We start from the raw sequence: 13,953 nt of genomic DNA on the forward strand, positions 1-13,953 counted from the left end.
TGCGTTGCTGTGGTGCGTGCGGTGATACGTCAGAGGTGGGGCGCGGGCCCCGTCGATTCGCGGACGACGAGCCGGGGCCGGTCCACGAGCGGCGTCGCGGGCAGATCCTCGCCGCACTGGGCGAGCAGGGTGCGGGCGGCGGCCGCGCCGACCCGCTGCACCTGCTGGTCGACGGTGGTCAGGCGCGGGTGCAGCCAGCCGCCGAGCGGCAGATTGTCGTAGCCGACGACCGACAGGTCCTCGGGGACGCGCAGTCCGGCCCGCTGGGCGGTGCCGATGCCGCAGACCGCCATCGAGTCGTTGGCGTAGACGACGGCGGTCGGCCGGTCCTCGGCGGCGAGCAGCTCACGGGTCGCCGCGACGGCCGCCGCCTCCGAGAAGTCGGTGTGGCGCACGGCGGCGGGGGCGAGCCCGGCGGCGGTCAGGGTCTCCTCGAACACGGCGAGGCGCAGGCGGGTGTGCTGGAGTTCGGCGGGACCGGCCACATAGGCGATCCGCGTGTGGCCCAACCCCCGCAGGTGACGCACGACTTCGACGACGCCCGCGCCCTGGTTGCCGAGCCCGACCACCGGCACCGACGCGTCCGGCGTCGGCGCGCCGAGCAGGACGGCGGGCAGGCCGAGGCGGGTCAGGAGCGCCGGGCGCGGATCGTCGGCGCGGGCGTCCGTCAGCACCGCCCCGTCCACCCGCTTCTCGGCGGCGAGCCGCTCGTACAGCGCGCCCTCCTCCTCGACGCCGGCGACCAGGTGCAGGAGCAGGCCGTAGCCGCGCGGCGCCAGCTCGCCCTCTATACCGGTGATCAGCTCGCTGAAGTGCGGGTCCGCGCCGAGCACGTCGGTCGGCCTGCGCACGACGAGCGCGAGCGTACGGGTACGGGCGCTGCGCAGCGCCGACGCCGACGCGCTCGGCGACCAGCCCAGGTCGAGGGCCGCGTCGAGGATCCGCTGCCGCGTCGCCTCGGCGAGCCGGCCCTTGTCGTTGAACGCCTGCGACACCGCCGCCGTGGACACACCCGCCGCTGCCGCCACCGCCTTGATGGTCGGACGCCCCGGTTTCTTCGTCTTCTTCGTCGTAGGGGTACTGCTCACATCTTCACCGCCCCGCTCACCAGTGCCTGCTGCATCCGCTTCTGCAGCACCGTATAGACCACCCACACCGGGACGAGGGTCAGGACGGTGCCCGCCGTGAGGACGCCGTAGTCGGTGCCGGTGATGGCCTTCAGGGTGGGCAGCGCGACCTGCACGGTGCGCTGCGCCGGGTCGGGGCCGATGATGACGAGCGAGTACAGGTACTCGTTCCAGAAGGTCAGGAAGTTGAGCAGCAGGACCGTCGCGATACCGGGCAGGCACATCGGCGTGTAGACGTGGCGCAGGACCGCGAAGGTGGACGCGCCGTCGAGCCGGGCCGCCTCCTCCATCTCCTTCGGGATCGTCCGCATGAACTGCACCAGGATCACCACCGACAGCGGCATCGCCGTCGCGGGCAGGAACAGCACCATGAACGTCCGCGTGTGGAACAGGCCCGTCGCCGCCGCGAGGAGGAACGTCGGGAACAGCGCCGCGAACGTCGGGATCAGGAAGCCGAGCGAGAACACCTTCTCGACGAGGGAGGCGAGACGGCCCGTCGAGCGGGCGAGGGCGAACGCCGCAGGGATCGCCAGGGCCAGCGTCAGGACCAGCGAGAAGACCGTCACCAGAACCGAGTTGACGACGGCCAGGCCCAGATCAGCGCTCTCGAACGCGGTCGAGAAGTTGCCGAAGCCGAAGTGCGTCGGCAGCGCGAAGGGGTGCGCGAAGATCTCGTCGTTCGTCTTGAACGCCGAGGCGACGAAGTAGTAGAGCGGGATGACCAGGAGCACCGCGTACAGCCACACCAGGATGTGCGCGGGCAGCCAGGACCGGCCGAAGCGGGAACGTGCCGAGGACTTCAAGGCGTACTCCGATCAGGAACTGGCGGTCAGTAGCTCTGCCGGAACACCCGCCGGATGGCGAGCAGACCGACGAGGCCGACGAGGAAGAGCAGGACACCGACGGTCTGGCTGTAGCCGAGATCCGCCGCGATGAACGCCTTCTGGTAGACGAGGAACGACAGCGTCGTCGACGAACTGCCGGGGCCGCCCTGGGTGAGGAGCAGCACGTGCTGCGCCGAGCCGAACAGCGTCCACAGGAACTGGAGCATCGTCACGACACCCACGTAGTCCTTGATCACCGGGAAGTGGACGCGCCACATCGTGCGCCAGTGCCCGGCCCCGTCGAGCTGCGCCGCCTCGCCCAGCTCCTCCGGCACACTGCCGAGCCGCGCCGCGAACAGGACGGCGGTGAAGCCGATCCCGGCCCAGATGTCGAGCGCGATCAGGCAGGCCAGCGCGGTGGAGGGCGAGGCCAGCCACGCGTCGGCGAGCGAGCCGAGGCCGACCGCCTCCAGGCCGCCGTTGAGCAGCCCGTCGGGGGAGAGGGCCGCGTAGAAGACCATGGCCTTCGCGGGCGTCGAGATGAGACCCGGGATGAACAGCAGGTACCGGATGACCCGGTGGCCCGGCGGCCTCTGCGCCACGTAGTAGCCCAGCATGTACGCGCACGCCACCATCACCGGGATCGCGACGACCAGCTGGATCGCGGTGTTGGACACCGCGTCCCAGAACACCGGGTCGTCGAGGACCGCGCGGACGTTGTCGAACCCGGCGAACGACACCGGCTGGAGCATGCCCGGCCAGTGCAGCGCCGCCACCACGAAGATGGCGACCAGCGGGCCGACCATGAAGACCAGGTACCAGACGAGCGCGGGCAGCGCGAGCACCGTGCCGCCCTGACGGCGCGGCCGGCCCCCGGGGCCCGGGGAAGAGGGCGGGGTGGGGCGGCTGACCGCTGCCTCGCCCGCTGTCGACGTCATCGTCGTCATAGGATCAACTCCCTGTGCGTGAGCGGCGGTCAGATGCCGCGGTAGGCGGCTTCGAGGACCCGGCGGACCTTCGCGGCGCTCGTGCCGCGCGTGAAGGACGTACTGGTGGCGGTGATCAGGCCCTGCGTCGCCGCGGGCGGCACGAACAGGTCGGGCAGCAGCACCTGGCCCACGTCGGAGCCGAGCTTCTGCGCCGCCGCGACCAGCGGGAAGCCGGTGCTGACCGCGTCCGAGCGCAGCGCCATGTCGCGCCCGGACTCCTTGATGAACCGCGCGACCGTGTCCTCGCGGTAGAAGAACTTCAGGAACTTCTCGACGGCGTCGATCTTCTTCGTGCCGTTCGGGCTGATCCAGAAGCCGATGAGCGTGTACGTGCGCAGGATCGTCGGCTTGTCGTGGGCCGCGCCCGGCGCCAGCGGCCAGCCGCCCACGTCCGTGTGGCGGGCCACCGCCTCCGGCACCTTCGCGAGCGCCGACGACATGGCCGACTGCATCGCCGCGGCCTGCGTGTTGAACTGCGTCGTCATCGTGTCCGAGGTCAGGCCCTGCGCCTTGTCGGCGAAGACCCCGGCGTCGCGCAGCTCCACGAAGTAGTCGATGCCCCGGCGCGCCCCGCGGCCGCTGAAGTCGCCGCTCTCGTAGACGTGGCGGGCCTCGTCCTCGGTGAGGAACGTCTGGATGATCTGAGCGAGCAGCTTCTGCCCGGTCCAGTCGTTGCCACCGGTCGTGACGGGCGCGATGTTCTTCTTGCGCAGCTTGCCCGCCGCGCGGATCAGCTCGTCGCCGGTGGTGGGAAGGGAGTCGACGCCCGCCCGGTCGAGCAGCGCCCGGTTGAAGGCGACCGGCCAGTTCGTCGCGAAGTACGGGAACGCGCGCAGCCGGCCCTTGGCGTCCGTCCAGGCGTCGAGCGCGACGGGCAGCACGCGCTTCCGCAGGCCCCAGTCGTCCAGATACCCCTTGACGTCGACGGTGGCGCCCACGTCCGTCCAGGCCAGCGTCTTGTCGTACAGGTTGACCATGACGACGTCCGGCTCCTTGCGGGCCAGGCGCGAGGTCTCGTAGACCTGCGCGAGGTCGTCGCCGTTGACGAGGTTCCTGACCTTGAGGCCGGTCTCCTCGCGGAAGCGGTCCAGGGCGTCGAGGTAGGTCGGCGAGCCCGGCGCGGTGGTGCCGAGCTGGCTGTGGACCACGAGCGTGTCGGGGTCGTCGTCGGCCGCCGCCAGGGAGGAGCAGGCGGACAGGGCGGGGGCGGCGGCGAGCGCGCCACCCGCGGCGAGGAAGCCGCGCCGGCTCATCGCCGAGGACGTGAAGGGGACTGGGGGCACGGCGGTACGTCTCCAACCGGGGGATGGTTAATCGATATACCTGCGGAGGTGCGAGCACCGTACGAGGCCCCTGGGAAACGGTCAACCCCCCGTTGCGCATGGTGAAACGGGGGGTTTCGGGATATTGGCGTGAGCCGGGATGCGGGGATCAGACCTGCTCCGCGCGGAACGCCGCCGGAGTCACCCCCGTGTGCTGCTGGAAGTACTTCGAGAAGTTCGCCGAGTCGCCGAACCCGACGGCGACCCCGATCCGCCCCACGGGCAGCTCCGTATGCGCCAGCAACCGCTTCGCCTCCAGGACCACGCGCCGGTCGATGAACGCCTTCGGGGTCTGCCCGGTCGCGGCGCGCACCGCGCGGACCAGGGTGCGGCGCGAGTAGCCCAGCTCGTCCGCGTACGCGCTGACGCTGTGGTTCGTGGTGAAGCCCTGCTCGACGGCGGTGCGGAAGCGGCTGAACGTCGTGTCGGGCTGCGGCTCGCACGCGTCGGCCGCCGCCCGCGCCGACACGTGCGCGACGCGCAGCATGAACGCGGTGAGCGTGTGGCGCAGAACCGAGGTGTGCAGGCTCAGCGGGAGCGTCGTCGTGTCGAGGTACTCGCGCTGCAACTGCTCCAACGACGCCTCGATCGCGCCGAGTTGGGCCTCGTCCGGGTGGAGGACCGGCGGCCGGTCGTAGCGGTACATGCCCGTCGCCTCGACGGTCGCGCGGGGCAGGAAGCCGGGCTGCATGGTGAGCGCCGTGCCGACGTAGGGGTCCGTGGTCGAGAAGCCGTGCACCTGTCCGGGCCGGATCCACAGGATGTCCCCGGCCCCGACCTCGTACTCGGTAAAGTCGATCATGTGGCGGACGGGGCCCTCGCGGAAGAAGAGCAGGACGTGGAAGTCGATGCGGTGCACGCGCCGCGACAGGCCGACGCCGCCCGCCCACGGACCGTCCGTACCCATCGGCCCGACCTGGATCCCGACCCCGGAGACGCTCGCGCTCGGATCGAAGGGATACGTGCGGATGTGCTCCGCCGCTCCCAGATGTGCGCTCGTCTGCGCGGTGCCCTGCTCCGTCATGCACTTTCCTTGGTTTCGGCCTGGTTGCGTGTCCCATTTTCACCGAACGCTGGCACGGGCGCACCTACCGGGCCAAAAGTATGACCTTTACCGTCGTACCTGGTTCGACCTGGGGCTTTGGCCTCAGCGGGCCGCCGCCTCAGGGCACCGCTACAGCACCACGGATGCGAAGGAAGTCATACAGATGAGCACGCAGACACCGAACGGCCTCGACCCCTTCGAGCAGCCCTTCGAGTGGACCGATCTCGACCAGCGTGCCGTCGACACCGCCCGCCTCCTGGCGGCCGACGCCGTGCAGAAGGTCGGGAACGGTCACCCCGGCACCGCCATGAGCCTCGCGCCCGCCGCGTACACGATCTTCCAGAAGGCGATGCGCCACGACCCGGCCGACCCGGAGTGGACCGGGCGCGACCGCTTCGTCCTCTCGCCGGGCCACACCAGCCTCACCCTCTACACCCAGCTCTTCCTCTCCGGCTACGAGCTGGACCTGGACGACCTGAAGGCGTTCCGCACCCAGGGCTCGAAGACCCCGGGCCACCCCGAGTACGGCCACACCGCCGGTGTCGAGACCACGACCGGGCCGCTGGGCCAGGGCCTCGCCAACGCCGTCGGCATGGCCATGGCCGCCCGCTACGAGCGCGGCCTGTTCGACCCCGAGGCGCCCGAGGGCACCAGCCCCTTCGACCACACCATCTGGGCGATCGTCTCCGACGGCGACCTGGAGGAGGGCGTCTCCGCCGAGGCCTCCTCGCTCGCGGGCCACCAGAAGCTCGGCAACCTCGTCTTCCTCTACGACGACAACCACATCTCCATCGAGGGCGACACCGCCACCGCGTTCTCCGAGGACGTGCTGAAGCGCTACGAGGCGTACGGCTGGCACGTCCAGCGGATCACGCCGCGCGAGGACGGCGACGTCGACGTCAAGGCCCTGTACGAGGCGCTCGCCGCCGCCAAGGCCGAGACCTCGCGCCCCTCGATCATCGCCATGCGCACGATCATCGCCTGGCCCGCCCCGAACGCCCAGAACACCGAGGCGTCCCACGGCTCCGCCCTCGGCGCCGACGAGGTGGCCGCCACCAAGCGCGCCCTCGGCTTCGACCCCGAGCAGTCCTTCATCGCCGAGGAGAAGGTCGTCGCCCACACGCGCGGCGCCCTGGACCGCGGCGCCGACGCGCACGCCGCCTGGGACAAGCAGCTCGCCGAGTGGCGCGCCGCCAACCCCGAGCGCTCCGAACTGCTCGACCGGATCGTCGCGGGCCGCCTCCCCGAGGGCTGGGAGCAGGCGCTGCCCACCTTCGAGACCGGCACCAAGGTCGCCACGCGCGCCGCCTCCGGCAAGGTCCTCCAGGCGCTCGGCCCGGTCCTGCCCGAGCTGTGGGGCGGCTCCGCCGACCTCGCGGGCTCCAACAACACGACGATCGACAAGACGTCGTCGTTCCTCCCCGTCGGCAACCCGCTGCCCGAGGCCGACCCGTACGGCCGCACCGTGCACTTCGGCATCCGCGAGTTCTCGATGGCCGCCGAGATGAACGGCATCGCGCTCCACGGCAACACCCGCGTCTACGGCGGCACGTTCCTCGTGTTCTCCGACTACATGCGCAACGCGGTCCGTATGTCGGCGCTCATGCAGCTCCCGGTGACGTACGTCTGGACGCACGACTCGGTCGGCCTCGGCGAGGACGGCCCGACGCACCAGCCCGTCGAGCACCTGGCCTCCCTGCGCGCCATCCCGGGCCTGAACGTGGTCCGCCCGGCCGACGCCAACGAGACCGCCGTCGCCTGGCGCGAGATCCTGCGCCGCGGCTCCGTCAAGCCCGCCCCGCACGGCCTCGCGCTGACCCGCCAGGGCGTGCCCACGTACGAGACGAACGAGAACGCCGCCAAGGGTGGCTACGTCCTCGTCGAGGCGTCCAAGGAGACCCCCGACCTCATCCTCGTCGCCACCGGCTCCGAGGTGCAGCTCGCCGTCGAGGCCCGCGAGACCCTGGAGGCCGAGGGCGTCGCCACCCGCGTCGTCTCGATGCCGTCCGTCGAGTGGTTCGAGGAGCAGGAGCAGTCCTACAAGGAGAGCGTCCTGCCCGCCGCCGTCAAGGCGCGCGTCGCCGTCGAGGCCGGCATCGGCCTGACCTGGTACCGCTACGTCGGTGACGCCGGGCGCATCGTCTCCCTGGAGCACTTCGGCGCCTCCGCCGACGCCAACATCCTGTTCCGCGAGTTCGGCTTCACCGCCGAGAACGTCGCCGCGAAGGCCCGCGAGTCCCTCGCCGCCGCCCGCGTCTGAACCCTCCCTCCCGTAGAACGCCGTAGAACGCAGTCCCGAAAGAAGATGAAGCAGAACATGAGCAACGCCGCCCCCTCCGCGTCGGCCCTCGCCTCCCTCTCCGACGCAGGCGTTTCCATCTGGCTGGACGACCTGTCGCGCAAGCGCATCGAGTCCGGCAACCTGGCCGAGACCATCGAGAAGAGCCACGTCGTCGGCGTCACCACCAACCCGTCGATCTTCCAGGCCGCCATCGGCTCCGGCGAGGGCTACGAGGAGCAGCTCGCGGAGCTCGCGGTGCGCAAGGTCACCGTCGAGGAGGCCGTGCGCATGATGACCACGGCCGACGTCCGCGCCGCCGCCGACATCCTGCGCCCCGTGTACGACGCGACGCAGGGCCGTGACGGCCGCGTCTCCATCGAGGTCGACCCGCGCCTCGCCCACGAGACCGAGGCGACGATCGCCGAGGCCAAGCAGCTGGCCTGGCTCGTCGAGCGCCCCAACGTCATGATCAAGATCCCGGCGACCGAGGCGGGCCTCCCGGCGATCACCGAGGTCATCGGCCTGGGCATCTCCGTCAACGTCACCCTGATCTTCTCCCTGGACCGCTACAAGGCCGTCATGGACGCCTACCTCGCGGGCCTGGAGAAGGCGCACGAGCGCGGCATCGACCTGGCGGGCATCCACTCCGTCGCGTCGTTCTTCGTCTCGCGCGTCGACGCCGAGATCGACAAGCGCCTCGACAAGGTCGGCACCGACGAGGCCAAGGCGCTCAAGGGCAAGGCCGCCCTCGCCAACGCCCGTCTGGCCTACGAGGCCTACGAGCAGGTTTTCGCCGGTGAGCGCGCCGCGAAGCTGGCCGCCGCCGGAGCCAACAAGCAGCGCCCGCTGTGGGCCTCGACCGGCGTCAAGGACCCGGCCTACAAGGACACCCTGTACGTCGACGAGCTGGTCGCCCCGGGCACGGTCAACACCATGCCGGAGGCCACCCTCCTCGCCACCGCCGACCACGGCGACATCCACGGCGACTCGGTCACCGCCACCTACGACGCCTCCCGCGCCGAGCTGGCCGCCGTCGAGAAGCTCGGCATCTCCTACGACGAGGTCGTGGGCCAGCTGGAGGCCGAGGGCGTCTCCAAGTTCGAGATCGCCTGGAACGACCTGCTCGCCACCGTCCAGGGCCGCCTGGAGGGCAAGGAATCGGGCAAGGAAGGTGCCTCCAAGTGAGCGTCACCGCTTGGCAGAACCCCCTGAGGGACCCGCGTGACCGGCGTCTGCCGCGCATCGCGGGCCCCTCCGGGCTCGTCATCTTCGGCGTCACGGGCGACCTGTCCCGCAAGAAGCTGATGCCCGCCGTCTACGACCTCGCCAACCGGGGCCTGCTCCCGCCGGGCTTCTCGCTCCTCGGGTTCGCCCGCCGCGAGTGGGAGGACCAGGACTTCGCGCAGGTCGTCCACGACTCCGTACGCGAGCACGCCCGCACCCCCTTCCGCGAGGAGGTCTGGGCCCAGCTCGCCGAGGGCATGCGCTTCATCCCCGGCGACTTCGACGACGACACCGCGTTCAAGCAGCTGCGCGAAGCCGTCGACGACCTGGACGAGAAGCGCGGCACCAGCGGCAACTACGCCTTCTACCTGTCGGTGCCGCCGAAGTTCTTCCCCAAGGTCGTCCAGCAGCTCAAGAAGCACGGGCTCGCCGACGCGCCCGAGGGCTCCTGGCGGCGCGCCGTCATCGAGAAGCCCTTCGGCCGCGACATGGAATCGGCCAAGGAGCTGAACGCGATCGTGCACGAGGTGTTCGACCCGGACCAGGTGTTCCGGATCGACCACTACCTCGGCAAGGAGACCGTCCAGAACATCCTGGCGCTGCGCTTCGCCAACCAGATGTACGAGCCCGTCTGGAACCGGTCCTACGTGGACCACGTGCAGATCACCATGGCCGAGGACATCGGCATCGGCGGCCGCGCGGGCTACTACGACGGCATCGGCGCCGCCCGTGACGTCATCCAGAACCACCTCCTCCAGCTGATGGCGCTCACCGCGATGGAGGAGCCCGCCTCCTTCGACGCCGAGTCGCTCGTCACGGAGAAGCTGAAGGTCCTGCGCTCCGTCCGGCTCCCCGCCGACCTGGAGCGGTCCACGGTCCGCGCCCAGTACGCGGCCGGCTGGCAAGGCGGCGAACGCGTCAAGGGCTACCTGCAGGAAGACGGCATCGACCCCGCGTCGAAGACCGACACCTACGCCGCCGTGAAGCTGGAGATCGACAACCGCCGCTGGGCGGGCGTCCCCTTCTACCTGCGCACCGGCAAGCGGCTCGGCCGCCGCGTCACCGAGATCGCGGTCGTCTTCCAGCGCGCCCCGCACTCCCCGTTCGACTCCACCGCGACGGAGGAACTCGGCCAGAACGCGATCGTCATCCGCGTCCAGCCCGACGAGGGCATGACCGTACGCTTCGGATCGAAGGTCCCGGGTACCTCGATGGAGATCCGGGACGTGTCCATGGACTTCGCCTACGGCGAGTCGTTCACGGAGTCCAGCCCGGAAGCGTACGAAAGGCTGATCCTGGACGTCCTGCTGGGCGATGCCAACCTCTTCCCCCGCACGGAGGAGGTGGAGGAGTCCTGGCGCATCCTCGACCCGGTCGAGGGGCACTGGGACAGCCACGGCACGCCCGCCCGGTACGCCTCGGGAAGCTGGGGCCCGAAGGAAGCGGACGAGATGCTCGCACGAGACGGACGGAGCTGGCGCAGGCCATGAAGATCGACCTGACCGACACCACGGCAAGCAAGATCAACAAGGCGCTCGTCCAAGGGCGCCGCGAGATCGGGACCCCGGCCGTGGGCATGGTCCTGACGATGGTGATCGTCACCGACGAGGAGAACGCGTACGACTCGATCAAGGCCGCCGAGGAGGCGTCCCGCGAGCACCCGTCCCGCACCCTCGTCGTCATCAAGCGCACCGCCCGCACCCCGCGTGACCGGCAGGGCAACCGCCTCGACGCGGAGGTCAGGGTCGGCTCCGACGCGGGCACCGGCGAGACCGTGATCCTGCGCCTGCACGGCGAGGTCGGCCAGCACGCCGACTCCGTCGTCCTGCCGCTGCTCCTCCCGGACGCCCCGGTCGTCGTGTGGTGGCCGGTCGACGCGCCGGACGACCCCGCCAAGGACCCGCTGGGCGCGCTCGCCGCCCGCCGCATCACCGACCTGTACGCCGACGAGGACCCGCTGAAGGCCCTCGACCGGCGCGCCGCCTCCTACGCGCCCGGCGACACCGACCTGGCCTGGACCCGCCTCACCCCGTGGCGCTCCATGCTGGCCGCCGCCCTCGACCAGGCCCGCGCCGACATCGTCTCCGCGGCCGTCGAGTCCGAGGCCGAGAACCCCAGCGCCGAACTGCTCGCGCGCTGGCTCGGCTCCCGCCTCGGCGTCAAGGTCGAGCGCGTCACCACGGGCGGCCCCGTCGTCACCGCGGTCCGCCTCGGCACCGCGAACGGCGACATCCGCATCGACCGCCCCGAGGGCCCCCTCGCCACGCTCACCCTCCCGGGCCAGCCCGAGCGCACGCTCGCCCTCAAGGTCCGCTCGACCGCCGAGCTGATCGCCGAGGAGCTGCGCCGCCTCGACGCCGACGAGATGTACGCCGTCGCGCTGCGCGGGGACGCCGCCGAGATCGCGCGGGCGCCGAAGGCCGAGAAGAACCCTCCGGCCCCGAAGGCCACTCCGGCCCCGGTGGGTACGGGCGCCCCGGCCGTCAAGAAGAACGCGAAGGCTTCCAAGGAGTCCGCAGACCATGCCTGACACCACCCCCCTCCTGACGCGCCGCCCGCAGTGGACCGCTCTTGAGGACCACCGCGCGAAGTTCAACGGCACGCACCTGCGCGAGCTGTTCGCGGACGACCCCGAGCGCGCCCAGCGCTACACCGTCCAGGTCGGCGACCTGCACATCGATTACTCGAAGCACCTGGTCACGGACGAGACGCTCGCCCTGCTCCAGGAGCTGGCCACCGCCACCGACGTGTTCGGGCGGCGCGACGCCATGCTGCGCGGCGACAAGATCAACACGACCGAGGACCGCGCCGTGCTCCACACGGCGCTGCGCGCCCCGGCCGACGCCGTGATCGAGGTCGACGGCGAGAACGTCGTCCCGAAGGTGCACGCCGTCCTCGACAAGATGGCCGTCTTCGCCGACAAGGTCCGCTCGGGCGAGTGGACCGGACACACCGGCAAGCGCATCAAGAACGTCGTCAACGTCGGCATCGGCGGCTCGGACCTCGGCCCCGCCATGGCCTACGACGCGCTGCGCCCGTACACGGCCCGCGACCTCACCTTCCGGTTCGTCTCCAACGTCGACGGCGCCGACCTGCACGAGGCCGTCCGCGACCTCGACCCGGCCGAGACGCTCTTCATCATCGCCTCGAAGACGTTCACCACGATCGAGACGATCACCAACGCGAAGGCGGCCCGCGCCTGGCTCCTCGCGGGCCTCGGCGGTGACGAGTCGGCGGTCGCCAAGCACTTCGTCGCCCTGTCGACCAACGCCGAGAAGGTCTCCGACTTCGGCATCGACACGGCCAACATGTTCGAGTTCTGGGACTGGGTCGGCGGCCGCTACTCCTTCGACTCGGCCATCGGCCTCTCGCTGATGATCGCCATCGGCCCGGACGCCTTCCGCGAGCTGCTCGACGGCTTCCACCGCGTCGACGAGCACTTCCGCACGGCCCCCGCCGAGGCCAACGCGCCGCTCCTCCTCGGCCTCCTCGGCGTCTGGTACGGCAACTTCCACGGCGCCCAGTCGCACGCCGTCCTGCCGTACAGCCACTACCTGTCGAAGTTCACCGCCTACCTCCAGCAGCTCGACATGGAGTCCAACGGCAAGTCCGTGGACCGCCAGGGCCGCCCGGTCGAGTGGCAGACGGGCCCGGTCGTCTGGGGCACCCCCGGCACCAACGGCCAGCACGCCTACTACCAGCTCATCCACCAGGGCACCAAGCTCATCCCGGCGGACCTCATCGGCTTCGCCAAGCCGGTCGAGGAGCTGGGCGACCTGGCGGGCCAGCACGACCTCCTGATGGCCAACCTCTTCGCGCAGGGCCAGGCCCTCGCCTTCGGCAAGACGCCGGACGAGGTACGCGCCGAAGGCGTCGCCGAGGACCTGGTGCCCCACAAGACGTTCAAGGGCAACCACCCCACGACGACGATCCTCGCCACGGAGCTGACCCCCTCGGTCCTCGGCCAGCTCATCGCGCTGTACGAGCAGAAGGTCTTCGTCCAGGGCGCCATCTGGAACATCGACTCGTTCGACCAGTGGGGCGTCGAGCTCGGCAAGGTCCTCGCCAAGCGCGTCGAACCCGCACTCACCGAAGGCGCGGAGGTCCCCGGCCTCGACGCCTCCACCCAGTCCCTCGTCGCCACCTACCGCGCGCTGCGCGGCCGCACCAACTGAAAGTAAGTGAACTGACATGCAGCTTGGTCTCATCGGTCTCGGCAAGATGGGCGGCAACATGCGCGAGCGCATCCGCCGCGCGGGCCACACCGTCATCGGCTACGACCGCAACCCCGAGGTCTCCGACGTCGACTCCCTCGCCGAGCTCGTCGAGAAGCTCGAAGGCCCGCGTGTGGTGTGGGTGATGGTCCCGGCGGGCGCCGCGACCCAGTCCACCGTCGACGAGCTGAAGGAGCTGCTCTCCGAGGGCGACGTCGTCGTGGACGGCGGCAACTCGCGCTGGACGGACGACGAGAAGCACGCGGCCGAGCTGGGCGTGAAGGGCATCGGCTTCGTCGACTGCGGCGTCTCCGGCGGTGTGTGGGGCCTGAAGAACGGCTACGCGCTGATGTACGGCGGCACCGAGGAGAACATCGCCAAGGTCCAGCCGGTCTTCGACGCGCTGAAGCCGGAGGGTGACTTCGGCTCGGTGCACGCGGGCAAGGTCGGCGCGGGCCACTTCTCCAAGATGGTCCACAACGGCATCGAGTACGCCATGATGCAGGCCTACGCCGAGGGCTGGGAGCTGTTGGAGGCCGCCGACTCGGTGACCGACGTGCGCGAGGTCTTCCGCTCCTGGCAGGAGGGCACGGTCATCCGTTCCTGGCTGCTCGACCTGGCGGTCAACGCCCTGGACGACGACGAGCACCTCGGCAAGCTGCGCGGCTTCGCGGCCGACTCCGGTGAGGGCCGCTGGACCGTCGAGGCGGCCATCGACCACGCGGTGCCGCTGCCCGCGATCACCGCGTCGCTCTTCGCCCGCTTCTCCTCGCGGCAGGAGGACTCGCCGCAGATGAAGATGATCGCCGCGCTGCGCAACCAGTTCGGCGGCCACGCGGTGGAGTCCGTCAAGGAGAACTGAGTCCGTACGCGCGGCGGCCCCGGTCCGGTGCGGACCGGGGCCGCCGCACGTCCGCGCCCCGACGA

At 70.7% G+C, this 13,953-nt stretch carries 11 protein-coding genes; 6 read left to right on the plus strand and 5 right to left on the minus strand.

The features are described 5' to 3' along the window. Positions 1 to 29: 29 nt before the first annotated feature. The 5 genes from C1N81_RS34905 to C1N81_RS34925 all read right to left on the minus strand — a co-directional run bounded on the left by C1N81_RS34905 (position 30) and on the right by C1N81_RS34925 (position 5,286). Entirely contained in the window at positions 30 to 1,088 is a 1,059-nt protein-coding gene (locus tag C1N81_RS34905) for a LacI family DNA-binding transcriptional regulator (protein WP_394435314.1), read from the minus strand. Beyond that, positions 1,085 to 1,930: a carbohydrate ABC transporter permease gene (locus C1N81_RS34910; RefSeq protein ID WP_394435315.1), complete on the minus strand. Its 846-nt coding sequence runs from the start codon at positions 1,928 to 1,930 to the stop codon at positions 1,085 to 1,087. Before C1N81_RS34910 ends, C1N81_RS34905 begins: the two co-directional genes overlap by 4 nt. 26 nt (positions 1,931 to 1,956) lie before the next feature. Beyond that, positions 1,957 to 2,898: a carbohydrate ABC transporter permease gene (locus tag C1N81_RS34915; RefSeq protein WP_394435316.1), complete on the minus strand. Its 942-nt coding sequence runs from the start codon at positions 2,896 to 2,898 to the stop codon at positions 1,957 to 1,959. 29 nt (positions 2,899 to 2,927) lie between these two features. Next, positions 2,928 to 4,193, minus strand: a complete 1,266-nt coding sequence (locus C1N81_RS34920) for an ABC transporter substrate-binding protein (protein WP_394438437.1) — start codon at positions 4,191 to 4,193, stop codon at positions 2,928 to 2,930. A gap of 178 nt (positions 4,194 to 4,371) precedes the next feature. Then, a complete protein-coding gene (locus tag C1N81_RS34925) occupies positions 4,372 to 5,286 on the minus strand; it encodes a helix-turn-helix domain-containing protein (protein WP_394435317.1) in 915 nt (304 codons plus the stop codon). Positions 5,287 to 5,470: 184 nt separating this feature from the next. Between C1N81_RS34925 and tkt the strand changes: the two genes are divergently transcribed. Genes tkt through gnd form a run of 6 tightly spaced genes read left to right on the plus strand, consistent with a single transcriptional unit; the run spans position 5,471 to position 13,888 of the window. After that, positions 5,471 to 7,567, plus strand: a complete 2,097-nt coding sequence (gene tkt, locus C1N81_RS34930; RefSeq protein ID WP_394435318.1) for a transketolase — start codon at positions 5,471 to 5,473, stop codon at positions 7,565 to 7,567. A 57-nt stretch (positions 7,568 to 7,624) separates the two neighbouring features. Further along, positions 7,625 to 8,773 (plus strand): transaldolase, encoded by a 1,149-nt coding sequence (gene tal, locus C1N81_RS34935; RefSeq protein ID WP_394435319.1) that lies wholly within the window; start codon positions 7,625 to 7,627, stop codon positions 8,771 to 8,773. Next, positions 8,770 to 10,302, plus strand: coding sequence for a glucose-6-phosphate dehydrogenase (zwf, locus tag C1N81_RS34940; RefSeq protein ID WP_394435320.1), 1,533 nt, complete (start codon positions 8,770 to 8,772; stop codon positions 10,300 to 10,302). The genes tal and zwf overlap by 4 nt, the downstream gene beginning before the upstream one ends. Continuing rightward, positions 10,299 to 11,342 (plus strand): glucose-6-phosphate dehydrogenase assembly protein OpcA, encoded by a 1,044-nt coding sequence (gene opcA, locus C1N81_RS34945; RefSeq protein WP_394435321.1) that lies wholly within the window; start codon positions 10,299 to 10,301, stop codon positions 11,340 to 11,342. Before zwf ends, opcA begins: the two co-directional genes overlap by 4 nt. Continuing rightward, entirely contained in the window at positions 11,335 to 12,987 is a 1,653-nt protein-coding gene (pgi, locus tag C1N81_RS34950; RefSeq protein ID WP_394435322.1) for a glucose-6-phosphate isomerase, read from the plus strand. Before opcA ends, pgi begins: the two co-directional genes overlap by 8 nt. A gap of 16 nt (positions 12,988 to 13,003) precedes the next feature. Next, complete coding sequence (gene gnd, locus C1N81_RS34955) at positions 13,004 to 13,888, plus strand: phosphogluconate dehydrogenase (NAD(+)-dependent, decarboxylating) (protein WP_394435323.1); 885 nt, start codon at positions 13,004 to 13,006, stop codon at positions 13,886 to 13,888. Positions 13,889 to 13,953: the final 65 nt, after the last annotated feature.

The sequence above is a fragment of the Streptomyces sp. SGAir0957 genome, from assembly GCF_043523415.1.

Excerpts from the sequence above, each read along its gene's own strand:
- opcA (WP_394435321.1), top strand. The coding sequence starts at position 10,299 with ATGAAGATCGACCTGACCGACACCACGGCAAGCAAGATCAACAAGGCG.
- C1N81_RS34920 (WP_394438437.1), bottom strand. The coding sequence starts at position 4,193 with ATGAGCCGGCGCGGCTTCCTCGCCGCGGGTGGCGCGCTCGCCGCCGCC.
- tkt (WP_394435318.1), top strand. The coding sequence starts at position 5,471 with ATGAGCACGCAGACACCGAACGGCCTCGACCCCTTCGAGCAGCCCTTC.
- pgi (WP_394435322.1), top strand. The coding sequence starts at position 11,335 with ATGCCTGACACCACCCCCCTCCTGACGCGCCGCCCGCAGTGGACCGCT.
- C1N81_RS34925 (WP_394435317.1), bottom strand. The coding sequence starts at position 5,286 with ATGACGGAGCAGGGCACCGCGCAGACGAGCGCACATCTGGGAGCGGCG.
- gnd (WP_394435323.1), top strand. The coding sequence starts at position 13,004 with ATGCAGCTTGGTCTCATCGGTCTCGGCAAGATGGGCGGCAACATGCGC.
- C1N81_RS34915 (WP_394435316.1), bottom strand. The coding sequence starts at position 2,898 with ATGACGACGATGACGTCGACAGCGGGCGAGGCAGCGGTCAGCCGCCCC.
- tal (WP_394435319.1), top strand. The coding sequence starts at position 7,625 with ATGAGCAACGCCGCCCCCTCCGCGTCGGCCCTCGCCTCCCTCTCCGAC.